This window comes from Ochrobactrum sp. P6BSIII (assembly GCF_014138065.1).
In the GTDB taxonomy this organism is placed as follows: Bacteria; Pseudomonadota; Alphaproteobacteria; order Rhizobiales; family Rhizobiaceae; genus Brucella.
The window spans coordinates 310919-335999 of record NZ_JACGXB010000005.1; the positions used below are offsets into that span (position 1 = coordinate 310919).

Consider the following 25081-nt stretch of genomic DNA (forward strand, 5'->3'; position numbering starts at 1 on the left):
TTCGATACAGGACCGATCCCTTCAATGGTGCAAGATGTGCATCCTATTGCGGGTGATAATCCTTATAGGCGGGCAAATTCAAATCGTTAAGGCTATCTGCGTTAACGACCGCCCGCGCGACAGCATCCGCCATGACGGTTGCAGCGATTGCGCCGATGGCGGTCACGTCCGCTTCCACATCCTTGGCCTTGCCGGTCGAGAGCGCGAAAATCGTATCGCCGTCCCACATGGTGTGGATCGGATTGATGGTGCGCGCAAAGCCGTCATGAGCCATGCCTGCGATCTTTTTCAGTTCAGCCTTGTTGAACGGCACATTGGTGGCAATCGCCCCGATGGTCGTGTTGGCGCCACCGGATTTGACCACGCCGTGGCCTTGCATGATGGCCTGCATCGTATTGCGGAAGCCCTTGCCGTCTTCGCTGCGCGCACCGGCCAGGATCTGGCGCGAGTTGGGCGCATAGACATCGCCAACCGCGTTGACGGCGACGATTGCGCCAACCACGATTTCCGTGCCGGGCACCTTGTAACTTGCCGTGCCGAGGCCACCCTTCATGGCGAAATCCTTGCCGAACATCTTGCCGACCGTCGCGCCAGCGCCAGCGCCGATATTGCCTTCGCCGGAAGCTTCCGCCTTGGCCGCCTTACAGGCGAGATAACCGGCTTCCTCATCGGGACGGATCGAAAAATCGCCGACGCCGAGATCCATCAGGATCGCTGCGGGCACGATGGGCACCACGCCGTTGCCGATCTTGAAGCCGAGCTTGTTTTCTTCCAGATAGCGCATCACGCCGGTTGCGGCGCTAAGGCCATAGGCGCTGCCGCCGGACAGGAGAATAGCCTGCACCTGCTGCACATAATTGATGGGATCGAGAAGGTCGGTCTCGCGGGTGCCGGGCGCGGAACCGCGCACATCGACGCCAGCCGAGGCGCCTTCTTCGCACAGAAGAACGGTGCAGCCGGTGGGGCGCTTGGTCAGTGTGTGATGGCCGAGCTTGATCCCCGGTACATCCGAAATGCTTCCGCCCATAAGTTCCAGCATGCTCTTTCCTCCCGTGCTCGCTGCCGCTGCCGCGCTAACGACAAAGGGCATTGCTCCCAGCCCTGCAAGCGATTTGCCGAATGTTCTGCGATCCATAAACAGTTTTCTCCTCCATCTGACGCTTCACTCCGAAAGCGCATTTTTTTCGCGTGCGCGCCGCTGGCGCAGCACATCCGCCACGAAGTTGCGCGACAGGGCGTGGTAGAGCGGCTCATTGGAAATAAGCCGCGCCGTACCGTAACCGAGCATCGAGGCGCACATCAGCGGAATGACATTGTTATGATTGCCGGTCATTTCGAGAATGATGACGAAAGCCGTCATCGGCGCCTGAACGACGCCGGCAAAATAACCGGCCATGCCGAGCACGGCGGCGAGGCTCGCGCTGGTGCCGAGCACAAGGCCGATTGTGCTGCCAAGTCCTGCGCCGACCGAGAGCGACGGTGCGAAAATACCGCCCGGAATGCCCGATATCATCGAGAGCAGACCGGCAACAAATTTTTCAACGAAGTAGAATGGCGGTAACGCCAATCCCTCGACCGCGCCACGGGCCTGATCATAGCCGGTGCCGAAAGTCGAACCGCCCGAAGCGATGCCGATGATCGCAACCAATAGCCCGCAAATGCCGGCAAACAACACTGCGTTGCGCAGCGGAACTTTCTGCACATGGCGGCGCACGCGACGTCCGAGATCGAGCGCCAGCGCGCTGAAAGCCGCGCCGAAAGCGCCGCCGATCACGCCGCAGGCGACCACCAGAACCCAGTCCTTGCCGGTCGTGGCCGTGATGGTTGTCATGCCGAAATAATTGTAGTTACCGACCAGACCGAGCGAGGCGAGACCGGCCAGAATGACCGCCGACAGCACCAGCCCGTTGGTGCGCGCCGCATAAGCGCGGCCCATTTCCTCAATCGCGAAAACAATCCCGGCAAGCGGCGTGTTGAAGGCCGCAGCGATACCGGCGGCTGATCCGGCGAGGATCAATCCGCGCGCCTGTTCCATGCCGCCGATCCGCGCCGATTGCAGCATGATCGACGCGCCGATCTGCACGGTGGGGCCTTCGCGCCCGATGGATGCACCGCAAAACAGGCCCACGACAGTGAGCACGATCTTGCCGATGGCAATCCGGATCGACAGAAGCATCGAGCGATCCTGATGGTCGTCGAGATGCCGCGCAGCGATGGCTTGCGGGATACCGCTGCCGCCGGAATTCGGGAACCAGGCGATGGCGATCCACGAACAGGCCATGAAGCCGAGCGGCGTGATGACAAGCGGTAGCCAGGCGCGCCAGAAGCTGCCCCCGGTGCCATCTGTCAGCGCCTTGAACCAGTTTTGTGCAATGTCGGCCGCCTCTGCAAAGCCGACGCTGATAATCCCGATGGCAAGCGCGCCGCACCAGAAAACGAGCCGCGGTTTCCAGAGCCGTGGCGACATCCACATCACTCTGGAACGACGGATCAACCGAACGCGCTTATACGACTTTCGCATTGTCTCCCCTCGGGGTGGGATTGAAATCGATTTGTGGTCTATCACGCTAATTCTTAGCGGTAACTGAAACTTGTAAGCAAAAGGCTTTCCATTTGGTCATAACCGTGTTACCAGCCAGTGCCAATTCAACCAAGTAAACCCTGATTGTCGCTGCTCCCGGACACATCCCGGAGAGGCGGCTTTTCTTATTCAAAGGAATTGGCAATGGCTAAAATCGTGGAATCGCCCACCGGTGCTCTCGCTCTCACATTCGACGATGTGCTCTTGCAGCCGGGCCATTCCGAAGTCATGCCGGGTCAGGTCGACCTGCGCACCCGCATCGCCAAGGATATCGAACTCAACCTGCCGCTTCTCTCCGCCGCCATGGACACGGTGACGGAATCGCGTCTCGCCATCGCCATGGCGCAGGCAGGCGGCATCGGCGTCATCCACCGCAATCTCACCCCGGAACGTCAGGCCGAAGAAGTTCGTCAGGTCAAGAAGTTCGAATCCGGCATGGTCGTCAATCCGGTGACCATCGGCCCGGATGCAACGCTGGCCGATGCACAGGCGCTGATGAAGGCGCATGGCATTTCCGGCATTCCGGTCGTTGAAAACGCCACCAAGGGTCCGGGCCGTCTCGTCGGCATCCTGACCAACCGCGACGTGCGTTTCGCGTCGGACCCGGCACAGAAGATCCACGAACTGATGACCCGCGAAAACCTCATCACGGTTCGCGAGAATGTCAATCAGGACGAAGCCAAGCGCCTTCTGCACGCACACCGCATCGAAAAGCTGCTCGTCGTTGACGACAAGGGCCGCTGCGTCGGTCTCGTCACCGTCAAGGATATCGAAAAGTCGCAGCTTAACCCGAATGCCGCCAAGGATGCGCAGGGCCGTCTGCGCGCCGCTGCCGCCACGAGCGTTGGCGAAGACGGTTATGAACGCGCCGAACGCCTGATCGAAGCAGGCGTCGATCTTCTGGTTGTCGATACGGCGCATGGTCATTCGCAGCGCGTTCTCGACGCCGTCGCCCGCATCAAGAAGGCCTATCCGAATGTCGCCATTCTGGCTGGTAATGTCGCCACTGCGGGCGGCACGCAGGCATTGATCGATGCCGGCGCGGATGCCGTCAAGGTCGGTATCGGACCGGGCTCGATCTGCACCACGCGTATCGTTGCAGGTGTTGGCGTGCCGCAGCTTTCGGCAATCATGTCGGCAGTGGAAGTAGCCCACAAGCAGAACATTCCGGTCATCGCTGATGGCGGCATCAAGTTCTCGGGCGATTTTGCCAAGGCGCTTGCTGCCGGTGCTGTCGCTGCCATGGCTGGTTCGCTTCTGGCCGGTACGGAAGAAAGCCCGGGCGAGGTCTATCTGCATCAGGGTCGTTCTTTCAAATCCTATCGCGGTATGGGCTCGGTTGGCGCTATGGCGCGCGGTTCGGCAGACCGTTACTTCCAGGCGGAAGTGCGTGACGAGCTGAAGCTCGTGCCGGAAGGCATCGAAGGTCAGGTTGCCTATAAGGGTCCCATCTCGGCTGTGCTGCACCAGCTCGCTGGCGGCTTGCGCGCCTCGATGGGTTATGTCGGCGCCAAGACGCTGGAAGAGTTCCGCGAAAAGGCAACCTTCGTGCGCATTTCCAATGCGGGCCTGCGTGAAAGCCATTCGCATGGCGTCGCCATCACCCGTGAAAGCCCGAACTATCCGGGCGGCATGTAAGATAAATTCGCTTCAATTGAAGCCGATGAAAGCCGGAGCCTCGTGCTCCGGCTTTTGTTTTGATTTGGCGATTGCCTTTTGCCTGTAAGGAAGGCTATGCCGTGAAAGCTAATTATTAAGGAGAAGCAATGCGGCTTGGTGGACGCCTGCAGGCGGCAATCGAGGTTCTGGGCGATATCGAAGCAGGCAAACGCCCGGCTTCCGATGTGCTGAAGGACTGGGGTTCCGCTCATCGTTTCGCAGGCGCGGGGGACCGCGCGGTGATCGGCAACATCGTCTATGACGCACTGCGCCGTAAGCTCTCCATCGCATGGCGCATGGACGCCGACGATGCGCGCGCACTGGCCTTTGGCGCTTTGCTGGCCGATGGCGGCATGGAAATTGCAGCCATCGACGCGGCACTGGATGGCGACAAGTTCGCGCCCGAAACGCTGGAACAGGCACGCCGTATCGCCTGGGAAAGCCGCGATAGCGCTGCCGCACCCGATTATGTTCAGGCCGATGTGCCGGAATGGTGCGCTGCTTCGCTTCGGGAGCTTTTCGGTGAACGCTGGGTCGAGGAAGGCAAGGCGCTTGCCACCCGTCCGCCGGTTGATCTGCGCGTCAACAGCCTGAAGGCGAAGCCTGAACAGACGCTCGCAGCCCTGGAAAAGGCTGGTGCGGCTCCCGCACCATTTCTGGCGCAGGCATTGCGCATTCCGCCGATTGAAGCGCTGGGTCGTCATCCGAATGTGCAGGGCGAACAGGCCTTTCTCGATGGCTGGTTCGAAGTGCAGGATCTGGGTTCACAGCTCGCGGCGCTTTTTGCCGGAGCCAAGCCCGGCGAGCAGGTTCTCGATTATTGCGCCGGTGCGGGCGGCAAGACGCTGGCACTAGCGGCAGCCATGCAGAACAAGGGTCAGGTGCACGCCTATGATGCGGAGCGTGCGCGCCTTTCGCCTATGCATGAGCGCTTGCAGCGGGCTGGCGTGCGCAACACGCAGGTGCATGGCAATCTGGATGCGCTTGACCCGCTCACGGGTCATATGGACCTTGTGCTGACCGATGCGCCTTGCACAGGCTCCGGCACATGGCGGCGCAGGCCGGATGCGAAATGGCGTCTCAACGACCAGCAGCTCGAACGCCGGGTTCAGGACCAGCAAGAAGTGCTCGAATCGGCCAAGCATTATGTGAAGCCGGGCGGGCGTCTGGCCTATGTCACCTGTTCGCTGTTTGCAGAAGAAAACACGCGGCAGGTTGCGCGCTTTCTGACCGACAATCCCGATTTCACGGAAATGCCCGCGCAAGCGCTGTGGCAGTCGGTTGTGACGGATGCCGATGGCGCAGAACCGGTATTTCCGAAGCATGGCAGTGTGTTTTCCCCATTGTCCACCGGCACGGACGGGTTTTATGTAAGTGTCATGAAGAAAGCTTCTTAAATCGGGGAATAAATGTCAGCGCATCGCATAGCCGAACCGGATTTCAAGGAACGCGTCGAGGAAAGTTTCGGGCGGCAGGCCGCCATGAAACTGATCGGCGCAGAGCTGACGCGATGCGAACCCGGGATTGTTGAAGTGGAAATGCCGTTCCGGGAGGAACTCACCCAGCAGCACGGCATTCTGCACGCGGGCATGATTTCCGCCGCGCTCGATTCTGCCTGCGGCTATGCGGCGCTGACGCTGATGCCCGCCGAGGCGGCGGTGCTGACCATCGAATTCAAGGTCAATCTGCTGGCGCCCGGTAAGGGCGAACGCTTCCTGTTTCGCGGCGAGGTCACCAAGCCCGGCCGCACGATCATGGTCAGCGACGGGCAGGCTTTTGCCGTAACCGATACGGAAGTTCGTCTCATTGCCACAATGACAGGCACGATGATGGTCGTGCAGGATCGCAAAGGTTTGCAAGGATAGGGCTACAGGGATGTTGAAGACCGTTGCCGGACGACGCCTGCTTTATGTGATGGCTGCCGACGCCGAATATGGGCGTCATCTGGCCAAGCTCTTCGATCCGCTGATGATCGGCGTCGGCCCGGTTGAGGCGGCGATCAACCTCTCCCGTGCATTGTTCCGCATGGAACGTGACGGCGAGCAGCCCGATCTCGTGGTCTCGCTCGGCTCGGCGGGTTCCGCGAAACTGCCGCAGGCGGAAGTGTTTCAGGTCTCCTCGGTTTCCTATCGCGACATGGACGCTTCGCCGCTTGGCTTCGAGAAGGGACTGACGCCATTTCTCGATCTGCCGAAGATGATCAAGCTGCCGTATCAGGTGGAAGGCCTCGCCAGCGCAACGCTGTCGACTGGCGCCAATGTGGTGTCCGGCAAGGTCTATGAAACCATCGACGCGGATATGGTGGATATGGAAACATTCGCCTGCCTGCGCGCCTGCCAGATTCATGGCGTGCCGCTTTACGGCCTGCGCGGCATTTCCGATGGTGCGGACGAGCTGCATCATGTCGGCGACTGGACGCAATATCTGCATGTCATCGACGAGAAAATGGCTGTTGCGGTGGAAGAACTGGAAGCGGCGATTGCCGGTGGACTTTTGCCACCTCCTGACAATGGTGTGTCAGGATAGGCCTCATTCCTGTCACTGCGCTGTTGAGGGAAGCGCATATAATCCGTATATGCCCACCACATAAACATTGCATCCTCACCACTTTTTAAATAGATGCTGCACATGAGCACCACGGCACATCCTGACACAATCCTGATCATCGACTTTGGCAGCCAGGTCACGCAGCTGATTGCGCGACGTGTACGCGAAGCCAATGTCTATTGCGAAATCGTCCCGTTCCAGTCTGCGGAAGAGGCATTCCAGCGGTTGAAGCCGAAAGGCGTCATCCTCTCGGGCAGCCCGCATTCGACAACCGACATCGGCTCGCCGCGCGCGCCGCAGGCGGTCTTCGACCAAGGCATTCCGGTTCTCGGCATCTGCTACGGCGAACAGACCATGTGCGCCCAGCTGGGCGGCAAGGTTGAAAGCGGCCATGACCGCGAATTCGGGCGCGCCTTCCTCGACGTGCAGGAAGACAGCCCGCTTTTCGCCGGCATCTGGGCCAAGGGCACCCGCCATCAGGTCTGGATGAGCCATGGTGACCGCGTCACCTCGCTCCCGGACGGTTTTACCATCATCGGCACCTCGCCGAATGCACCTTTCGCGGCCATTGCCGATGAAAAGCGCAAATATTATGGCGTGCAGTTCCATCCGGAAGTCGTGCACACGCCGGACGGCGCAAAGCTGTTGCAGAACTTCGTTCATCGCATTGTCGGCGTAAAGCCGGGCTGGACGATGGGCGCCTATCGTGAGCAGGCCGTCGAGGCAATCCGCAAGCAGGTTGGCAGCGGCAAGGTTATCTGCGCGCTTTCCGGCGGCGTGGATTCGTCTGTTGCAGCGCTTCTGGCGCATGAAGCCATCGGCGACCAGCTGACCTGCATTCTCGTCGATCATGGTCTGATGCGCAAAAACGAAGCGCAACAGGTCGTGGAAATGTTCCGCGAACATTATAATCTTCCGCTGATCCTCGTGGATGCAGCCGACCGTTTCATCGGCGAGCTGGAAGGCGAAAGCGATCCGGAAAAGAAGCGCAAGACGATTGGCCGTCTCTTCATCGAAGTGTTCGAAGAAGAAGCCAAGAAGCTCGGCGGCGCGGATTTTCTCGTGCAGGGCACGCTTTATCCGGACGTCATCGAAAGCGTTTCGTTCACAGGCGGCCCTTCGGTCACGATCAAGTCGCACCACAATGTGGGTGGCCTGCCCGAGCGCATGAAGATGCAGCTCGTCGAGCCGCTGCGCGAATTGTTCAAGGACGAAGTGCGTATGCTCGGCAAGGAACTCGGCCTGCCGGACAGCTTCATTGGCCGTCACCCGTTCCCGGGTCCGGGCCTTGCCATCCGCTGCCCGGGCGGCATCACCCGCGACAAGCTGGAAATCCTGCGCGAAGCCGATGCGATCTATCTCGATGAAATCCGCAAGGCTGGCCTCTATGATGCCATCTGGCAGGCTTTCGCCGTTCTGCTGCCGGTTCAGACTGTGGGCGTGATGGGCGATGGCCGCACCTACGAATTCGTCTGCGCACTGCGCGCGGTGACTTCGGTCGACGGCATGACGGCGGATTTCTACCACTACGACATGAACTTCCTTGGCAATGCGGCCACCCGCATCATCAATGAAGTCCGCGGCATCAACCGCGTCGTCTACGACGTGACCTCGAAGCCGCCCGGCACCATCGAGTGGGAATAATCCCGCAATAGTCCAAAACAAAACCGCCGGAGTTCAAAACTCCGGCGGTTTTGTTTTAATGGGCTGACAACAATCAGATCAGGGGTATTGTGCGCCGGTCACGGTGAGATAGACCGCGTAAAGCGATTTCGTGGCGGCGATGAACAGGCGGTTGCGGCGTGGACCGCCGAAGGTCAGATTAGCGACCGTCTGCGGCGTCTTGATCTTGCCGAGAAGCGTGCCTTCCGGCGAGAAGCAATGCACGCCATCGCCCGCGCTGGTCCACAGATTGCCGTCCGTATCGAAGCGGAAGCCGTCCGGCAGGCCGTTGTCGATGGTGCAGAACACACTGCCGCCCGACAGGCGCTTGCCGCCATCCACAACGTCGAAGACGCGGATATGGCGCGGTGCGTTCTCGTCGTGGCTATAGGCGCTGTCGGCAACATAGAGCTTGGTTTCGTCCGGCGAAAAGGCCAGTCCGTTCGGCTGGTGGAAGTCGGTGACGACGGCATCGATTTCACCGGTCTTCGGATCGAGACGGTAGACATTCCGCGATGGCTGCTCCGGGTCGGCCTTATAGCCTTCATAATCCGCCAGAATGCCGTAGGTCGGGTCTGTGAACCACACGGTGCCATCCGAGCGCACGATGACATCGTTTGGCGCATTCAGCTTCTTGCCCTGATAGCTGTCGGCGAGCACGGTGATGCTGCCATCAGGCTCTGTGCGCGTGACGCGACGGCCGCCATGCTCGCAGGTGACGAGACGCCCTTCGCGGTCACGCGTATTGCCATTGGAGAAATTGGACGGGTTGCGGAACACTGAAACGCCGCCGCCGGTTTCGCCTTCAATTTCGCTTCCCGGCACCCAGCGCAGGATGCGCTGGTTCGGGATATCGCTCCACAGCAGGCAGTTCAGGTCGTTGAACCAGACCGGGCCTTCCGCCCAGCGGCAGCCGCTGTAAAGTTCGTCCAGATCGGCGCTCGGCACGATCATCTGCTTGAAACGTTCGTCGTGGATTTCGTAGATCGAAACAGTCTGAGACAAGGAAGATACTCCGAGAAATTTTAACGCTCTGCCCGACGGCTGCTGGCGAGGAAGATCACCGCGATGATGGTGAGGCCAGTCAGCACGAGGCGAACACCGGCGCCGAAGCCGTAGGTGTTGAGCATCGAGACTATGAGGAACATGAAGAGAGCGGCACCCCAAATACCGGGGATGTTGGAATCGCCGCCTGCAACCGCCGTACCGCCGATGATGACGACAGCAATCGACATCAGGAGATATTCCGCGCCCATGTTCAGCGCCGCGCCGCCCGAGAAACAGGCCAGCAGGAAGCCGCAGAGAGAGGCGAGCACCGCGCAGAGCAGATAGGTGACGAAGCGGGTGCCATCGACCGGAACGCCTGCCATGCGCGCTGCGAAGGGGTTCTGGCCGATTGCGGAAATCCAGCGTCCATAGATACTCTTTTTCAAAAGCACCCAGCCGATCAGCGAGAGGATCAGCGCCACGATGGCGACATTGGGAATGCCGAGCGTGGAGGATGTGGTGAATTGCGAAAGGCTTTCCGGCGGTTTCACGCGCAGGCCGCGATTGCTCCAGATGGCGGTCGACTGGATCAGGAAGCTCATCGACAAGGTGGCGATGATGGGCGGAATGCGCAGGAGCTTGATCAGCGCGTAGTTGCAGATGCCGATGGCAAGGCCGATCAGTATGGCGACGGCGAGGCCTGCCAGCACCATGCCGTCCTGCGTATCCATGAGCTTCAGCGCCAGTGTGGCGGCGAGCGTCATGTTGGCCGGGACTGACAGGTCGATATTGCCGGGTCCGAGCGTGATGACGAACATCTGGCCCAGCCCGACGATCACCGAAAAGGATGCGAACGTGAAGGCTGCATGGGAAAGCCCGTGCGCGCCTGCTCCACCGGTGAACAGGATGGTAATGATCCACACCGCAGCGGTCGCTATAAACGACCATATCCACGGACGGCTGGTGAGTACAGACATGGCGTTCATTGCTTTTTCTCCCTCTTTTCGAGGCGGTTGAGGAAGAGGCGCAATGCCAGCACCACGATGAGAATGCCGCCCTGCGCGCCAATCTGCCAGTCCGGCGAAATGCGCATGAAGGAGAGGAACGAACCTGCAAGCGTCAGCGTCAGCGCGCCGATGACGGCACCGATGGGGGAAACGCGTCCGCCGACGAATTCACCGCCGCCCAGAATGACGCCCGCGATGGAAAGGAGCGTATAACGCAACGCGATATTGGCGTCCGCCGAGGTGGTGAGGCCGACCAGTGCGATCCCGGCGAGTACGGCGAAGAAGGCGGCCAGCGCATAGGTTGCGGCGCGAATTGCGGTGACCGACCAGCCTGCGCGATCGATGGAGCGGGTATTGCCGCCCGCACCACGCATCAGCACGCCGAAGGTCGAGCGCATGACGATGAAATGCGTAACGATGGCAATCACGATGCTGGCGACGATCGCCATGGGGATGAAAGGCGGCTTGGCTGTCATGATCCAGCGCGCCCAGTCCGGCGCCTGTCCACCCGGCGAGGGCAACAGCAACACGGCCAGACCGCCCCAGACGAAGCTCATGCCTAGCGTGACGACGATGGAAGGCAGATTGCGCAGATGGATGATTGCGCCGAGCGCCGCATAAGCGGCAATTGCGGCTGCGAGGATCAGCACACCGATAAGGGGAGCCGTGTTGAGATAGGTCGCCGCAACGCAGACAACAAAGCTCACAAAGGTTCCCATCGAAAGGTCGAGATCGTTGACGGCCATGATCAGCATCTGGGCGATGGTCGCCAGAGCGATAGGCACTGCCAGATTGAACAGCAGGTTCAGCCCCGTATAGCTCATGGCGCGCGGCTGCATGTAGAAGACGGCGGCAAGCAGCAGGACCAGCGAGAATACCGGTGTCAGCAGGCGGATGGAAGAAGAGGAAAGGCGCATTATTCGTGACCTCCCTCAAAAGATGCTGCAAGCACGTTCTTTTCCGTAATGTCTTCGCCGGTCAGTTCCGCAACGATAGCGCCGTCGCGGAAAACATAGACGCGGTCACAAAGTTCGATTTCATCCATTTCGGTGGAGTACCAGACAAAGGTGCGTCCGTTTTCGGCTTCATGACGCAGGATTTCATAGACTTCCTGCTTGGTGCCGACATCGACGCCACGCATCGGATCGTCCATCAAAATGGCGTTGGCGCTGGTTGCCAGCGCGCGGGCAAAAAGCACCTTCTGCTGGTTGCCGCCCGAAAGCGACAGGATGCGGTTGCCCATATCCGGCGTGCGGATCTGGATGCGGTCTTTCCACTGGCTGCCAAGCGTGTCTTCGCGCTTCTGGTCAACGAGCTTTGCCGAGGACAGCCGGTCCAGCGAGCCGATGGTAAGATTGTGCAAAATGCTCCACAGCGGGAAAGTACCGTTGAGGCTGCGGTCACCTGCCACGAATGCGATTTCGCATGTGCGGGCCGGAACCCAGTTCGGCCGCCGCGCATAGTAAAGATCAAGCAGCATCTTGGTCTGCCCGTGTCCGGCCAGACCGGCGAGACCGATGACTTCGCCCTTGAATGCCTGAAATGGCTTGATGTCGCTGGCACGCTTGGCAAAGGACAGAACGGGTGTGCCGCTCGCATCGGTCTTTGCAACGCGGCGCGCCGTCTTCTCGCGCTCGACGCTGCCCATGGCTTCAACGAGGCTGCGATTGGTGAAGTCGCTGGCCGCACGGTTGGCGACGACCTTGCCGTCCTTCATCACGACGATGCGGTCAGACGTCGTGAGGATTTCGCCCAGCATATGCGAAATCAGGATAACGGAGCCTCCGGTGCCGACGAAACGGCGCACATAGGCCATAAGCTGCGCAGCAATGCCAGCGTCGAGCGAGGAGGTGGGCTCATCGAGAATGACAAGCTTTGGCGCAGTGCCGGGCGCGGTGAAGTTGATGGCGATTTCGACCATCTGGCGCTCGGCAATGGAAAGCTCATCGATAGTCGCGGCGCAGTCGATCTTGTGACCGGGGAAAATCTCGTCGAGTTTTTTTGCAATCAGTTCGATGGCCTTGCCGCGCCAGCTCGCGCCGGTCAGGTCGCGCTGCATGATGCGGACATTTTCGGCAATGGTGAGGTTTGGAAACAGCGACAATTCCTGAAACACGCAGCGAATGCCATGCTTGCGTGCCGTTGCCACGCCATGTCCCGCTTCGCCATGATAGGAGATGCTGCCCTCATGCGGGGAAAGCCCGCCATTGATGACATTGACGATGGTGGATTTGCCAGCGCCATTATGGCCGACCAGCCCCACACATTCGCCTTCGCGGATCACGAGTTCGGCGCCATCCAGTGCTTTTACCGCACCGAACTGCACGCGAATATTGCGCGCGGCGACGACCTCCTGTTTCTCTGCTGTTTCTGTCATACACTCAACTAACGATTGGACGTTTCCGGCGAAGCCAGCAAAGGGCTTGGCCGTCGGAAAAGCGTCAAAGTAAAGGGACAAAGAAGGGGCGAGGATGAACTCGCCCCTCATGTTTTGGGCCGATCCGCTTATTTCGCGGCGTCGATGACTTTCTGCGCGTCTTCAAGCGCATATTCGACATTGGCAACGCCACCCTTCTGGGTGTTGGCCAGATCCTTGTCGAGCGATTCCTGGCTGACGCTGAGGAATGGAACGACGAGGTCTTTCTTCACTTCCTTGCCGTCGAGAATCTGCTGTGCGACCCAGAAAGCCAGCGTGGACACGCCCGGTGCAATCGAAACCGACATGGTTTCGTAGCCGTTGGCGTCCTTCTGCTGCTTCCACCACTGCAGTTCGTCTTCACGGTTGCCCATGATGATGGTCGGCGTTTCGCGCTTGGCGGCAGCGAAAGCCTGTGCAGCGCCGTAGCCGTCGCCGCCCTGCGTTACCACAGCATCGACTTTCGGCAGGCTCGGCAGGATACCGGCAACCGCACGCTGCGCAACGTCGGCAGCCCAGTCACCGTTGACCGAACCGACAACCTTGAACTTCGGATGCTTCTTCACGCCTTCTTCGATACCGGCATGAATATTGTCATCGACCGAAACGCCGGCGAGGCCGCGGATTTCAAGCAGGTTACCGCCATCGGGGTAACGCTTTGCGAGATAATCGATCTGGCCTTCGCCCATGGCTTTGAAATCGACTGCGATGCGCCATGCGCAAGGCTCGGTGACAATGCCGTCGAAGGAAACAACGGTGATGCCTGCATCGCAGGCTTCCTTGACGGCACCGTTCAGAGCGGTCGGCGAAGCGGCGTTGATGACGATGGCGTCATAGCCCTGCAAGATCATGTTCTGGATCTGGGCAGCCTGTTCAGTTGCCTGATTTTCAGCGGTCGTGAACGGGTCGGCAGCGGCCACCACACCAGCCTTCACGGCTTCCTTGGTGATCTTGTCCCAGCTTTGCAGCATGGCCTGACGCCAGGAATTGCCTGCATAGTTGTTCGAGAATGCAATCTTCTTCGACGAAGTGTCGGCAAGCGCGCTGCCTGCCGCAAGAACGCCTGCCAGTGCCGCAGACGCAAAAAGGATTTTCCCAAGCTTCATTCTTTCCTCCCGGTTGCAAATATTCCGCCCCGCAGCGCCCCGGCGCTTCGGTTCGTTCAAACTCGAAATTGGTGCGAAGCCTCCCGCACCGCCGCTCCTCAACGGCACCAACCGCAATTGACGTGATTTCACTCTTGTCTTGCGGGCAATTTTCTGGTGAAGCGAAGATGGAAGAAGCGGCGCGGTCTGTGAAGGCCGAATGCAGCAACTGAGCTGCGGGTTCCCGCAGCAAAATTGCGGTTTCCCGCAAGACGCGCCATGGAGAACGCGGCGTATCATAGGTCTCGTACAGATGAGCGTAACTTGCGTTTGGAGGAGAAACGCTTGGCCGAACTCGCGCCCAGACAGCAGGATAGCAAGCACGATCACGGGCAGGCCGAAAGCCTTCTGGATCACTACCTGAATATTTCCCGGCTTCTGGCGGGGCAGCTCGATTTCGATTCCATCATTCAGGCGGTGGCGGCCGAGATTGCCTGCATCCTGCCCTATGATCATCTCGACGTCTGCATCAAGATGCTCGATGGCAAGTTCCACATTGCCTATGAGGCCGGTATTGCGACCGCCTGGAGCCGCAATCCGCCAGCGCTTCTGTCCGGCAGCCCGATCCGCACCTTGCTGTCCGGCGAGGCGGGATATCTCCTGACCGACGATGCGCGCGTTGATCCGCGCTTTCATTTCGAAGGCTCCTTCTCCAGCCCGATCATCGAGCACGATCTGAAGGGCCGGGTCCATGTTCCGCTGAAGGCGCAGGGCGATATCATCGGTGCACTGAGCTGTTCCAGCCTGACGCCTGCCTGCTATTCCATGCGCGACGTGGAGAACGGGCAATCGATCGCCGATCTTCTGGCGCCTTACTTTTTTGCCATTCGCGCCGCGGAGCAGGCCAAGCGTTCGGCCATTGTGGAAACGGAAGCCCGCGCCCGCGAGGAGGGCTTGCGGTCCGGCGCGCTGAAACTGACCGAGGCATTGGAGACAGAACGACACCGCATCGGCATGGATTTGCATGACCAGACACTGGCCGATCTGACCCGGCTTGCTCGCCACGTCGAGCGGCTCACCCGCGCACCGGATCTTTCCGGTGAACAGCTGGAGCCGCTGTTTCGCGGTCTCCAGCATTGCATGCGCGATCTGCGGCAGATCATCGAGGAGGCCAAGCCCTCCATTCTCCAGCTATTCGGTTTCGTTCAGGCCACGGAAAACCATCTCGACCGTTCGGTGCGCGACAGCGATGCGGCGATTGAATGGACGCTGGATGACCAGAGCGACGGCATGGCCGACAGGCTGGAAGAAACGGTCGCGACATCGCTGTTTCGCATCGTTCAGGAAGCGATCAACAATGTCATCCGCCATGCCCATGCCAGCGAATTGCGGGTGAAGCTGAGCGACCGGAGCGGGCGGCTTCTGGTGGAAGTGATCGATAACGGTATCGGCACCGACCGTCCGGCCCAGCGTTCCGGTTCGGCTGCGGAACTGACGCCCGAACTCACCCCCGAACTCACATTGGGTCACGGCATCGACAATATGCGTACCCGTGCGCGGCTGATTTCAGCAGGCTTCGCCATCCGAAAAAATGCGACAGGCCCGGGAACCAGTGTAACGGTGCTTTTGCCGCCGGAAATGTGCAAACCGATGAATGGAGAGAGTGATGCAGGTTCTGATCGTTGAGGATGACCCGCTGCATCGCACTTATCTGGGCGAGGCGGTACGGGCGGCACTGCCGGAATGCAGCGACATATTCGAGGCTGGAAACGGGTCGGCGGGCGAGAAACTGGCGCGCCAGCATCGCGATGCACATATCGTTATGGATTTGCAGATGAACGGTCGCAACGGCATCGAGGCGGCGCGCACCATCTGGAAAGAAAACCCCGAAACCCGCATTCTGTTCTGGTCGAACTATGCCGATGAGGCTTATGTGCGCGGGGTGTCGCGCATCGTGCCGGAAGGTGCGGCCTATGGCTATGTGCTGAAATCGGCTTCCGACGACAAGCTGCGGCTGGCTCTGCGCAGCATTTTCGTCGAGGCGCAATGTGTCGTCGACCGGGAAGTGCGCGGCCTGCAGCAGAAGAGCCTCAGCCATGCCAGCGGTTTTACCGAGAGCGAATATGAAATCCTGATTGATATCGCGCTGGGCCTGACGGACAAGATGATTGCGCGCCGTCGCAATCTGTCGCTGCGCAGCGTTCAGAACCGCCTGCAGCAGCTTTATGAAAAGCTCGGCGTTTATCAGGAAAAAAGCGATACCGACGAGGGGCGGTTCAATTTTCGCGCCCGTGCCGTGACCGTAGCGCTGTTGCGCAAATTGTTGAATTACAGCGCGCTGGAGCGTGCGGAAGCCGAGCTCAACGAATGGCTGAGCCGGCAATCCGCTTAGAGCGGTTCCTGTTTAACGGAATTGTCGGAACCGCTCTATCCATTTGTTTTTACGCATTATCCTACGCAAAACCGCTTCGCACTTTTGCTGGAAATGCTCTAGCCCTCACGTCCAGAAATAACGCACGAAGTGAAAGAACACCGGCGCTGAAAAGACAAGGCTGTCGGCGCGGTCGAGCATGCCGCCATGGCCCTCGATCATGTGGCCCCAATCCTTGACGCCCCGGTCGCGCTTGATGGCCGAGGCCACCAGCCCGCCAAAAAAGCCCATGACGCAAGAGACCGCCGCCAGCGCGCCCGCCTGAAGCGGTGAGAAAGGCGTAAGCCAGGCAAGTCCTGCGCCCAGCAGCGATGCGCTGGCCACGCCGCCGACAAAGCCTTCCCATGTCTTGGATGGCGAGATATTCGGCGCGATGCGATGTTTGCCGAACAGTTTGCCGAACACATATTGCAGCACGTCGCTGCCCTGCACAGTTGCGACCAGAAAGGCGATCAGCAGCAGTTTTTCACTGTCATAGCCGGGGATATCCAGCGTCATCAGCGCCGGAACATGGCTGATGCAATAGACCGACAGCATGATGCCCCATTGCTGTTCGCTGATGCGTTCGAGAAAGCGCGACGTATCGCCGGAAAGCGCGGTCAGCACCGGCATGGCGAGGAAGCAATAGACCGGGATGAAGATCGAATAGAGCCCATACCATTCGATCCAGATCAGATAATATTGCACCGGAATGACCAGCAGGAACATGCCGAGCAGGATGCGGTGGTCGCTGCGGCGGGTCTGGGTCAGCGTCACATATTCGCGCAGCGATGCGAAGGATACGAGCGCGAACAGAATGATCACGCCGCCTTTGCCAAACAGGAAGGCAATGCACATGGCCGCGACCATGATCCACCATGCCTTGATACGGGCATTGAGGTTGACCAGTGTGGATGAAAGCGGCTTCGGCGCGCGCCAGGACAGAACGGCGGCGACGAGGCTCGCCGTTCCCAGAACGCCCATGAGGCCGATGAATAATTGAGTTGTTTCACTCATGGGCAGTTACCGTTTCTGGGCTGTATATCAAGAAGTTGCTGGCGGGCTCGCGTCAGAAATTCCTTGCGGTCCTCGCCGTCGCCAAGCTGCACCGGCGCACCGAAAACGACGCGGCACAGCAAAGGCACCGGCAGGGCGGCGCCCTTCGGCAGCACGCGCGACATGTTCTCGATCCAGCAGGGGACGAACTCGACATCGGGCCGCGCCAGCGCGAGATTGTAGAGACCGGAGCGAAAACGCAGCAGCGGTTCGTCCGTCATGTTGCGTGTGCCTTCCGGGAAGATGATCAGCGAATGCCCATCGGCCAGCGCGGTCAGCATCACTTCCATCGGGTCTTGCGTGCGTTCCACCCAGTTCCGTTCAACCAGAACCGTGCGCAGCAGCACTTCGGCCATGAATTGCCGCACGCGATTGGCGCGCCAATAGTCTGCGCCCGCCACGGCGCGGGTGCGCGCCCGTTCCTCCTGATTGAGACAGGAGGCGAGCAGGATGAAATCGCCATGGCTGGTGTGGTTGGCATAATAGATGCGCTGGTTGCGCGATGGCCCCGTACCGCTCCAGATCGGTCGCACGCCGGTGATGCCGCGGGACAGGATGGCGAGCAACGAGCCGAACAAAGATTGCACCTGATGACGAATGATGGTGCGCATGTCAGAACTCCGCGCCCGGCGGCAAAAGCGCCAGCAGGCTGAAAAGGACGATAGCCAGTCCGAGAAAAAGATGGAGACGGCGGGCAATGCGGCGCGATCCCGCAATGCGGCCCGAGAGCGGGCGCACGGTCGGTTGTTTTGCGCGCAGGCCCATTCTTTCCAGAATGGAATCGACCTCCGCAAGGGCTGCCTTTTCATCGTCGCCCGCGGCGATCATTCGAAATAAGGCGGCGTCGAACAGAAGATGCGCGGCAATGCCCAGTACAATCAGGGTGCTTGCCAGTAGCGCCGGCCAGATCAGCCAGAAGACAAGGTCGTGTTGCGCGCGCGCAAACGGCGCGACACCGACCAGAACAATCGCGATGCCAAGCCCGATAAAGGCGTGGCTGCGCAAGGCTTTGGCGCTATCTGCGGCTGGAGAGGTCATTCCCGCACCTCATGCGAGTGCAGGCGGAGTGGCCAGCCCTTGGCGCGGATGAGGTTTTCGGCCTCACGGGCGCTGGTTGCATGACCTGATTGCACCAGCCAGTCAACGGCGACCGTAGCGCTTCGCTGGAAACCAAGCGCACAGCAGATCAGGACCGGGCCGCTATGTCGGGCGGCTTCGACAGCATCGGCTGCGAGCCGAAGCTTTTCCGGTGACGGCAGCAGCAGGTCCATGGCACAGAAGCTCTTCCAGTCTTCCACACCGCGCGGGGCGACCATTTCGGCGGCGAGATCAATGACGGTGATGAAAGCGCGGGCTTCGCTCTTCGAGGGGAAGCGACCGAGAAACACAGTGTCGGTCAAAGCAACATTGGGCGGCAGTTTCCGCGTCCAGAAACGGATATTGAGGCGTGCAAACAGCCGGTAGGGTGCGAGCAGCCAGCGGCTCGCGAGGGTGACAGTGCCGTCAGTTCGTTTCTGGAAAATGTCGGGACCGGCACCGAAATAGCCTGCCGCCACGATGGCGAGAGCAAGGGCTGGCCAGAACCAGAAAATCGCATAGCCGGTCAGGCTGAGACCATGGATGCCAAGCGCGAGCAACAAAAGCGCGCCCGCCAGATAATAACTGCCGAGACGCCGTGCTTTTGGATTGTCTGTCAGATGAAACGTGGCAAGCGGCGAAGAGCCGGTGCGCGGAAACAGCCAGAGCACGAAAAATCCAAGCAATGCACCCGCCGGAATATCGACCGCATGGTGCTGATAGGTCGTCAGCACCGACAGGCCGATCAGCAGGCACCAGATATGCCAGACGATGCGGACACCGCTGCTCATGATGCGGCGCATCTGGTCCCAGATGACAATCAACAGTGCAATATGCAGCGAAGGCGCCTGATTGAACGGCTTGTCGAAACCGCCCAGCACATCGAACATGAAGCCCGGCAGCCCTGAAGTCTCGGGCTTTACGAAAGTCGCGGTCAGCGGAAATGCAACGAAGCAGATGACGGCGATAATCTGCGCTGTCAGATAGCGTTTTGCCAGACGGTCCACCTGTTCGGGGCTTTCATTGACGAAAAGCGCAATGGCGTAGAACAGGTTGACCGACCAATAGGGCACGATGCTCCAGGCGATGAACGGCACGTGGCTTTCCCAACCAAGCGCCAGATTGGGAACGTCGCCGCGCAGCGAAGCGAGCCAGTTGGCGGTGCCATAGGTCAGGTAGAAAAAGGGACCGAGAAACAACAGCCACAGAATGGCGCGCCGGATGACCGGACGCCGCGATGACCCATCGATTCCCCCCAATGCTGCTGTCACGCTTCCGGCTCTCCGATGCGCTCGGCGATTGAAACGGTGAAAATGCCCCATTGGTCAATGCGCTGTTCCAGCTTGCGATAACCGGCCTTTTCCACCAGCTGATCCATTTCGCCCTGCGTGCGGCGGCGCATGATCCAGGCCTCGCCGCCGCGATGCGAGGTCAGTGCGCGGGCGATCATCTCAAGCTGCGGATGCCATGGCTGGTTGGTGTAGATCAGCAGGGAGCCGGGCTTTTGCGCACGCGCCAGTCCCGATAGCGAGCGATTAATCAGCGCATTGTCGGCAAAAAGCTCATAGAGGCCCGATACGATTGCCAGATTGGGCCGGGGGTCGACGGTGGCGAGGCTTTCCGCGTCGAAGGCATCGCCTTCTTCCATATGGGCAATGGCTTCCAGCCCGCGATCGGCAATCAGCTTGCGCCCGGCAACCACATTGATAGGCGAATAATCGCGCAGATGAATGCTGTCGGGCATGATGCCCGCACGCGCCACCGCATCAATCACATAGCGACCATGGCCGCAGGCAATATCGAGGATATTGGTGGGGCGGCCTTCGCTTTTCAGGCGGGTCAGCGCCTTGCCGATCAGCTCTTCCAGATGCACCTTGCGCTGGCGGATGCCGCGCCAGCCAATGGCGTCGAGGAACTGGCGGTCGATCAGTTTGCCGCCCGGGCCGAACCCGCGTGTCTCGTTTTCATAGACATAATCGAGCGTCGAGCCGGAATCGAAACCGGTGCGCTGCCCCACTTTGAGCCCTTCGGAGAAAAGCGCGCCGAAGGCGATGGAGGAGCGGGTCGACGCCCAGTATAGCCCGCGCGGCGACAACAGCGGCAATGGACTGGAAAGCCTGTCGGCTTCGTCGCGGGTATAGCCCGCAATATGCGCTTCGGTCAGGTCGGCGCGCTGCGGCTCTTCGGCAAAGCGCTGGTCGATGAAGGTCTTGATCTTGTCGATGGCCTGCTTGCGGTCCTTCTCGCCCAGCGTATCGTGATAGAAGCCCTTCAGCACATGCCGCTCCTTGATGCGGCTGCCGAGATTTTCAAAGAAGCGATGCTGTGGCGTGGGGCGCACCACGAAATCGCTGCCGGAAATCAGAAGCTGCGTCGGCACGGTGATGGCGCGGGCGTCGTCCACCACGCGCTTGGCCGCTTCATAAAGTTGCAGCAGAATATGCGAGGCGATGGGGCGGGTGATCAGCGGGTCGGTGCGATAGGATTCGATCCGCTCGGGATCATGGGTCAAAAACTGCGGCTTGACGTAGGAATTGACGTAGAACGTGCCTTTCAGCTTCTGCCAAAGCGCAATGCCTTCCTTGGCGAAAGGCACATAGAGCTTGATGTCGAAGGCAGGCGAGGCCAGCACCAGCGCACGAATATTCGGCGCATAGTCATGCACCCATGCGGCGGCAAGCACCGCGCCCACGCTCTGCGCGACAATGGCGACATCTTCAATGGCAGCACCGGTTTCTTCGCGTATATGCGCGACAAAGCTGTCGAGATCGCGGATTGAAGCGCCGAAGGACGGTGAGAAGCCGCGCTCGCCGGGCGAACGTCCGTGGCCGCGTGCATCCCAGGCATAGAAAGCGAAATCATGAAGGCCGAGTTCATCGACCAGATGTGCAACACGTCCGCTATGTTCGTGGCCGCGATGCAGCAGGACGATCACGCCTTTCGGGCAGGGCGAGGCGGCTGGCCAGACACGATAGAACAGCGATGTACCGTCATGGGTTGTAAACTGGGCTTCTGTCGCTTCGCGATGTGCCGTCTTGTGCGTCGGCATTTCAGCGTGCTGGCTCATCCGTTTCCTCCCCAATTGCCTAGAGCGCTCTTTGATCTGATTGGATCAGATCGGCGCTCTAGTTCCCTATTTTAACGCGCATCTGTTCCGAAAACCGTTTCACACTTTTCGGGATGCGCTCTAAGCTGCCCGCACTCAATTAATCCCAATTAGTATTGAGTGCAGTAGAATGTTTGAATAAACGAGCAAATGCGAACCGCAAATAGCTGTTTGTCCGATATTGTCCATTTCCCAAGAGATTCTCGATGTCCGTCTATCAGCTTAAGTCACAATTCCAGAATTTACTGAGGCCTGTTGTCGTGCGACTTGCCCGTGCCGGAGTAACGGCCAATCAAGTCACGATAGGCGCGGCGTTGGGGTCGGTCATACTTGGCGCACTGCTTTTCTGGAGCGGTAGCGCGGTCTGGTTCGCGCTGGTGCCGGTCTGGCTTTTCCTGCGCATGGCGCTGAATGCGGTGGACGGAATGCTGGCGCGGGAGCACAATCAGAAGAGTACACTCGGCGCTTATCTGAACGAGGTTGGCGATGTCGTTTCCGATGCCGCACTCTATGCGCCATTCGTCCTTGTCGCGCCGTTCTCCGGTGCGTGGATGTTCGCCATCGTTCTGCTTGCAGTTCTGACCGAATTTGTCGGCGTCACAGGTGCTGCACTGGGCGCGAGCAGACGCTATGACGGGCCGATGGGCAAGAGCGACCGCGCGGTGGTCTTCGGCGTTCTTGGTGCATGGATCGCCATTGACGGTGGATTGCCAGGCTGGGCCTTCTGGGTTCAACCGTTGCTGTGCCTGCTTCTGGCGGTGACAGTGATCACGCGCGTTCGCGGCGGTCTTGGCGAAGTGGCTTCTAGGGTCTAAGCGCCCGTGCGCTCAAAGCGCTTGAGCACGCCCAGCAGCACCAGCGGCACGAATGTCGTAATCACGATGGCGATGAAGGCCATCGCCATGCCAAGCCCGACCGAACCTTGTTCGAACTGACGCCAGATGAAGATGGATATGGTCTGCATGCCGACAGGCGCAACCAGAACCGAGGCGACCAGTTCACGTGTTGCGACCGCAAATACCAGCAGCATGGCGGTGATCAGGCTTGGCGCGATCAGCGGCAGCATGATGCGACGGAAAGCCGTGAAGCTGTTAGCGCCGCAAACACGGGCAGCGGCTTCCAGATTGTCGCCGATCTGGTGAAAAGCGGCGGTCGCATAGCGGATCGGCTGCGGCAGCAGAATGCAGCAATAGGCGAGCAGCAGGATGAGCGGCGTATTATAGGGCGAGATCGGCAAAGACGGCTGGTTCCACGCCAGAATGAGGCCGACCGCCACGACGACGCCGGGCAGGGCGTTGGGCAGAACGGTCAGCACATCGAGCCAGAAGCGGCCGCGAAACCGCATTTTCACTACGGCATAGGCAGCGACGGCACCGAGAAACCCGGTCAACAGCGCGCTGCCGAGACCGAGCGACAGGCTGTTGAACAAGGCGCGCATGCCGCCAGCACTGTTTTCGGCGATGGCTGCGAAGTTGTCGAAGCCAAGATTGGCGGGCGTCAGTCCGCCGGATACGGTTTTGGACAGCGCCGTTGCGAGGATCGCCAGCAGCGGAACACCGGTGGCCGCAAAAGCGACCAGCGCAAACAGCGCCACCACTGGCGCGGTCATTGCGCCAAGCGGGCGCTTGTCTTTCGATTGCGGCTTGCCGCCTGTGGTCTCATAGGAGCGGCGGGTCAAGATCCAGCGCTGGAACAGAAAGGCCGCCAGCGACAGGCAGACCAGCGTGAGCGAAAAGACGGAAGCCCCGGCCAGATCAATCGGCCAGTCGGAAATGCGCAAGTCGATTTCCGTCACCAGCACTTCAAAGCCCGAGCGGCGTCCAAGCGCTGCGGGGGTGCCATATTCTTCGATTGCCGCGGCGAAGACGAGAAGCAGGCTTGCCGCCAGTCCCGGTGTGGCGAGCGGCAGGGTGATGCGGAAGAAGGACCGCCATGGCGATGCGCCGAAGACGCGGCCCACATCGGAATAGCGCGCGCCGACCGCTTCGATGGTCCGCGATACGGCGAAATAGACCAGTGGGAAGGTGTTGAGCGCCATCACGAAGGTCATGCCCGCGAGCGAGAACAGAAATGGTGCGAGATGAAATCCGGTCAGCTGTTCGAGATAGCCGCGCGGCTGCAAGGTCATGATCCAGCCAAGCGTCGCGATATAGGGTGGGATCATGAAGGGAACGAGCATCAGCACGTCCCAGACGACCGCAAAGGGCACCTTGTAAAGTGCGCGAAACACTGCGAGCGGCACCGCGATCAGTGCTGACAGCACGACCACACAAAGGCCGAGCAGCACCGTATTGGCGCTCATGCGCAAGAGCTTCGGATCGCCGAACAAGGCTGGAAGATGCAGGAAGGGCTCGGCCAGCGAGCCCTGTCCCAGTTTTGGAAAGACAGCCTGAAGCACGATGAAGACAAAGGGGACGGCCACAACCAGCGCCAGTCCGGCGGTGGCGACAAGTCCGAGCGGGTTTGCGCCAGCGCTGCTATTTGTCTTCATGACGATGCTTCTTAGTTGCTGGCTGCGAAAATCGCGCCGAATTCCTTCAGCGTTTCATTGCGCTTGCCATAGACTTCCTTGGCGTCGATGGTCAGGACCTTGAGGTCGTTGATCAGCGGACGATTGGCCGGAATGTCGGTGCGCGATGGCATCAGATAGGTTGCAGCAACCAGTTTCTGGCCTTCGTCGGACAGCATGTAATCGATGAACTGCTTGGCTTCGTCCTGGTTCTTCGACCATTTCAGGATCATGGCCGGGCGCGGCGCAACAACCGTGCCGGAAGCCGGGAAGATCACATCGATCGATTCACCCTTGGCCTTGCCTGCAAGCGAGATGTAATCGACAGCGCCGAACACGGCTGCTTTGGCGCCCTGAAGTACAGGGTTCAGCGCTTCGGCATTGGCGCCGGCAACGGTTGCGCCATTGGCGTGCAGATTCTTGAACAGATCCCAGCCCTGTGTCGACTGAAGCGCGGCCACCAGTTCAAAGCTTGCGCCCGACTGTGCCGGATCGGGCAGGTTCACCAGATCCTTATATTCAGGCTTGGCGAGATCGGCCCATTCGGTCGGCTTCGGGGTCTTGCTGGCCGGGTTCCATGCGATACCAAGCGCCGAAACACCCTGTGCGACAGCGGTTTCGTTCTTCAGGAAATCCGGCACTTTTTCGGCATTGGGGCTGGTATAGGCGACCAGCCAGTCGCGCTTGGCGAAATCCGTCGCCGTGTCCCAGGATGCCGAAATCAGCACGTCCACCACCGGATTGGCGGCTTCGGCCTCGATGCGGGCCATGATCTTGCCGGTCGTCGCCTGGAAGACATTGACCTTCGCGCCGGTCTTGGCGGTAAAGCCCGTGGCGAGCTTTTCAATCAGGCTGCCGGGACCGGCGGAATAGACGGTGATATCGGCATAAGCCGCCGTGCTCGCGAAGAGTGCGGTCATGAGCGCAAAGCCTGCCGCGACTTTGGCACCGAGGATCGATTTCTTCATCTGTAGCTCCT

General features: G+C 59.9%; 22 protein-coding genes. 8 read left to right on the forward strand and 14 right to left on the reverse strand.

Features of this window, described 5'->3' with window-relative positions; all coding sequences use genetic code 11:
• Positions 1-43 precede the first annotated feature (43 nt).
• Positions 44-1135, reverse strand: coding sequence for a P1 family peptidase (locus FHW00_RS09570; protein WP_078338163.1), 1092 nt, complete (start codon positions 1133-1135; stop codon positions 44-46).
• A 27-nt stretch (positions 1136-1162) separates the two neighbouring features.
• Positions 1163-2521 (reverse strand): chloride channel protein, encoded by a 1359-nt coding sequence (locus tag FHW00_RS09575; protein ID WP_078338162.1) that lies wholly within the window; start codon positions 2519-2521, stop codon positions 1163-1165.
• 204 nt (positions 2522-2725) lie between these two features.
• Here FHW00_RS09575 and guaB point away from each other — a divergent pair, with 204 nt between their 5' ends.
• The 5 genes from guaB (at position 2726) to guaA (ending at position 8431) form a co-directional block, all read left to right on the forward strand.
• Positions 2726-4219: an IMP dehydrogenase gene (gene guaB, locus FHW00_RS09580; protein ID WP_078338161.1), complete on the forward strand. Its 1494-nt coding sequence runs from the start codon at positions 2726-2728 to the stop codon at positions 4217-4219.
• Positions 4220-4347: 128 nt separating this feature from the next.
• Entirely contained in the window at positions 4348-5637 is a 1290-nt protein-coding gene (locus FHW00_RS09585; RefSeq protein ID WP_078338160.1) for an RsmB/NOP family class I SAM-dependent RNA methyltransferase, read from the forward strand.
• A 12-nt stretch (positions 5638-5649) separates the two neighbouring features.
• Positions 5650-6105 carry a PaaI family thioesterase gene (locus FHW00_RS09590; RefSeq protein WP_078338159.1) on the forward strand — a complete coding sequence of 152 codons (456 nt, stop codon included), beginning with the start codon at positions 5650-5652 and terminating at the stop codon, positions 6103-6105.
• 10 nt (positions 6106-6115) lie between these two features.
• Complete coding sequence (locus tag FHW00_RS09595; RefSeq protein ID WP_078338158.1) at positions 6116-6766, forward strand: 5'-methylthioadenosine/S-adenosylhomocysteine nucleosidase; 651 nt, start codon at positions 6116-6118, stop codon at positions 6764-6766.
• Positions 6767-6868: 102 nt separating this feature from the next.
• The gene (gene guaA / locus FHW00_RS09600) at positions 6869-8431 is read left to right on the forward strand and encodes a glutamine-hydrolyzing GMP synthase (RefSeq protein ID WP_078338405.1); all 1563 of its coding nucleotides are present in this window, start codon (positions 6869-6871) and stop codon (positions 8429-8431) included.
• Between the two features lie 78 nt (positions 8432-8509).
• Here the strand turns inward: guaA and FHW00_RS09605 are convergent, their stop codons facing one another.
• The 5 genes from FHW00_RS09605 to FHW00_RS09625 form a co-directional block, all read right to left on the reverse strand.
• Positions 8510-9403, reverse strand: a complete 894-nt coding sequence (locus FHW00_RS09605; RefSeq protein WP_078338404.1) for an SMP-30/gluconolactonase/LRE family protein — start codon at positions 9401-9403, stop codon at positions 8510-8512.
• A 71-nt stretch (positions 9404-9474) separates the two neighbouring features.
• Entirely contained in the window at positions 9475-10422 is a 948-nt protein-coding gene (locus FHW00_RS09610; protein ID WP_078338157.1) for an ABC transporter permease, read from the reverse strand.
• On the reverse strand, positions 10419-11360 hold the full coding sequence (locus FHW00_RS09615) for an ABC transporter permease (protein WP_078338156.1): 942 nt from the start codon (positions 11358-11360) through the stop codon (positions 10419-10421). Before FHW00_RS09615 ends, FHW00_RS09610 begins: the two co-directional genes overlap by 4 nt.
• On the reverse strand, positions 11360-12820 hold the full coding sequence (locus FHW00_RS09620) for a sugar ABC transporter ATP-binding protein (protein ID WP_078338155.1): 1461 nt from the start codon (positions 12818-12820) through the stop codon (positions 11360-11362). Before FHW00_RS09620 ends, FHW00_RS09615 begins: the two co-directional genes overlap by 1 nt.
• A gap of 128 nt (positions 12821-12948) precedes the next feature.
• Positions 12949-13965, reverse strand: a complete 1017-nt coding sequence (locus FHW00_RS09625; protein WP_078338154.1) for an ABC transporter substrate-binding protein — start codon at positions 13963-13965, stop codon at positions 12949-12951.
• A gap of 324 nt (positions 13966-14289) precedes the next feature.
• Between FHW00_RS09625 and FHW00_RS09630 the strand changes: the two genes are divergently transcribed.
• Together FHW00_RS09630 and FHW00_RS09635 are read left to right on the forward strand one after the other, a co-directional pair.
• The gene (locus FHW00_RS09630; RefSeq protein ID WP_445557904.1) at positions 14290-15630 is read left to right on the forward strand and encodes a GAF domain-containing sensor histidine kinase; all 1341 of its coding nucleotides are present in this window, start codon (positions 14290-14292) and stop codon (positions 15628-15630) included.
• On the forward strand, positions 15611-16336 hold the full coding sequence (locus FHW00_RS09635; protein ID WP_078338152.1) for a response regulator transcription factor: 726 nt from the start codon (positions 15611-15613) through the stop codon (positions 16334-16336). The genes FHW00_RS09630 and FHW00_RS09635 overlap by 20 nt, the downstream gene beginning before the upstream one ends.
• Before the next feature lie 105 nt (positions 16337-16441).
• Here FHW00_RS09635 and FHW00_RS09640 read toward each other — a convergent pair whose 3' ends face one another.
• Genes FHW00_RS09640 through FHW00_RS09660 form a run of 5 tightly spaced genes read right to left on the reverse strand, consistent with a single transcriptional unit; the run spans position 16442 to position 21536 of the window.
• On the reverse strand, positions 16442-17371 hold the full coding sequence (locus tag FHW00_RS09640) for a phosphatidate cytidylyltransferase (protein WP_078338151.1): 930 nt from the start codon (positions 17369-17371) through the stop codon (positions 16442-16444).
• Positions 17368-18021 carry a lysophospholipid acyltransferase family protein gene (locus tag FHW00_RS09645; protein WP_078338150.1) on the reverse strand — a complete coding sequence of 218 codons (654 nt, stop codon included), beginning with the start codon at positions 18019-18021 and terminating at the stop codon, positions 17368-17370. Before FHW00_RS09645 ends, FHW00_RS09640 begins: the two co-directional genes overlap by 4 nt.
• 1 nt (position 18022) lies before the next feature.
• On the reverse strand, positions 18023-18448 hold the full coding sequence (locus tag FHW00_RS09650) for a hypothetical protein (protein WP_078338149.1): 426 nt from the start codon (positions 18446-18448) through the stop codon (positions 18023-18025).
• Entirely contained in the window at positions 18445-19758 is a 1314-nt protein-coding gene (locus FHW00_RS09655; RefSeq protein WP_445557903.1) for a phosphatase PAP2/dual specificity phosphatase family protein, read from the reverse strand. Before FHW00_RS09655 ends, FHW00_RS09650 begins: the two co-directional genes overlap by 4 nt.
• The gene (locus FHW00_RS09660; RefSeq protein ID WP_445557917.1) at positions 19755-21536 is read right to left on the reverse strand and encodes a bifunctional alpha/beta hydrolase/class I SAM-dependent methyltransferase; all 1782 of its coding nucleotides are present in this window, start codon (positions 21534-21536) and stop codon (positions 19755-19757) included. The genes FHW00_RS09655 and FHW00_RS09660 overlap by 4 nt, the downstream gene beginning before the upstream one ends.
• Before the next feature lie 263 nt (positions 21537-21799).
• On the opposite strand from FHW00_RS09660, the gene FHW00_RS09665 reads away from it, so the two are divergent.
• Positions 21800-22408, forward strand: coding sequence for a CDP-alcohol phosphatidyltransferase family protein (locus tag FHW00_RS09665; protein ID WP_078338146.1), 609 nt, complete (start codon positions 21800-21802; stop codon positions 22406-22408).
• On the opposite strand, the gene FHW00_RS09670 is transcribed toward FHW00_RS09665, so the two are convergent.
• Together FHW00_RS09670 and FHW00_RS09675 are read right to left on the reverse strand one after the other, a co-directional pair.
• Entirely contained in the window at positions 22405-24084 is a 1680-nt protein-coding gene (locus tag FHW00_RS09670; protein ID WP_182514647.1) for an ABC transporter permease, read from the reverse strand. The two genes, FHW00_RS09665 and FHW00_RS09670, sit on opposite strands and share 4 nt — an antisense overlap.
• Before the next feature lie 11 nt (positions 24085-24095).
• Complete coding sequence (locus FHW00_RS09675) at positions 24096-25070, reverse strand: ABC transporter substrate-binding protein (protein WP_078338145.1); 975 nt, start codon at positions 25068-25070, stop codon at positions 24096-24098.
• Positions 25071-25081: the final 11 nt, after the last annotated feature.

Coding starts and splice junctions, on each gene's coding strand:
- FHW00_RS09645 (WP_078338150.1), bottom strand. CDS start 18,021: ATGCGCACCATCATTCGTCATCAGGTGCAATCTTTGTTCGGCTCGTTG.
- FHW00_RS09625 (WP_078338154.1), bottom strand. CDS start 13,965: ATGAAGCTTGGGAAAATCCTTTTTGCGTCTGCGGCACTGGCAGGCGTT.
- FHW00_RS09635 (WP_078338152.1), top strand. CDS start 15,611: ATGCAGGTTCTGATCGTTGAGGATGACCCGCTGCATCGCACTTATCTG.
- FHW00_RS09570 (WP_078338163.1), bottom strand. CDS start 1,135: ATGGATCGCAGAACATTCGGCAAATCGCTTGCAGGGCTGGGAGCAATG.
- FHW00_RS09605 (WP_078338404.1), bottom strand. CDS start 9,403: ATGATCGTGCCGAGCGCCGATCTGGACGAACTTTACAGCGGCTGCCGC.
- FHW00_RS09585 (WP_078338160.1), top strand. CDS start 4,348: ATGCGGCTTGGTGGACGCCTGCAGGCGGCAATCGAGGTTCTGGGCGAT.
- FHW00_RS09660 (WP_445557917.1), bottom strand. CDS start 21,536: ATGCCGACGCACAAGACGGCACATCGCGAAGCGACAGAAGCCCAGTTT.
- FHW00_RS09575 (WP_078338162.1), bottom strand. CDS start 2,521: ATGCGAAAGTCGTATAAGCGCGTTCGGTTGATCCGTCGTTCCAGAGTG.
- FHW00_RS09610 (WP_078338157.1), bottom strand. CDS start 10,422: ATGAACGCCATGTCTGTACTCACCAGCCGTCCGTGGATATGGTCGTTT.
- FHW00_RS09640 (WP_078338151.1), bottom strand. CDS start 17,371: ATGAGTGAAACAACTCAATTATTCATCGGCCTCATGGGCGTTCTGGGA.
- FHW00_RS09595 (WP_078338158.1), top strand. CDS start 6,116: ATGTTGAAGACCGTTGCCGGACGACGCCTGCTTTATGTGATGGCTGCC.
- FHW00_RS09670 (WP_182514647.1), bottom strand. CDS start 24,084: ATGAAGACAAATAGCAGCGCTGGCGCAAACCCGCTCGGACTTGTCGCC.
- FHW00_RS09675 (WP_078338145.1), bottom strand. CDS start 25,070: ATGAAGAAATCGATCCTCGGTGCCAAAGTCGCGGCAGGCTTTGCGCTC.
- guaB (WP_078338161.1), top strand. CDS start 2,726: ATGGCTAAAATCGTGGAATCGCCCACCGGTGCTCTCGCTCTCACATTC.
- FHW00_RS09615 (WP_078338156.1), bottom strand. CDS start 11,360: ATGCGCCTTTCCTCTTCTTCCATCCGCCTGCTGACACCGGTATTCTCG.
- FHW00_RS09620 (WP_078338155.1), bottom strand. CDS start 12,820: ATGACAGAAACAGCAGAGAAACAGGAGGTCGTCGCCGCGCGCAATATT.
- FHW00_RS09665 (WP_078338146.1), top strand. CDS start 21,800: ATGTCCGTCTATCAGCTTAAGTCACAATTCCAGAATTTACTGAGGCCT.
- FHW00_RS09650 (WP_078338149.1), bottom strand. CDS start 18,448: ATGACCTCTCCAGCCGCAGATAGCGCCAAAGCCTTGCGCAGCCACGCC.
- guaA (WP_078338405.1), top strand. CDS start 6,869: ATGAGCACCACGGCACATCCTGACACAATCCTGATCATCGACTTTGGC.
- FHW00_RS09590 (WP_078338159.1), top strand. CDS start 5,650: ATGTCAGCGCATCGCATAGCCGAACCGGATTTCAAGGAACGCGTCGAG.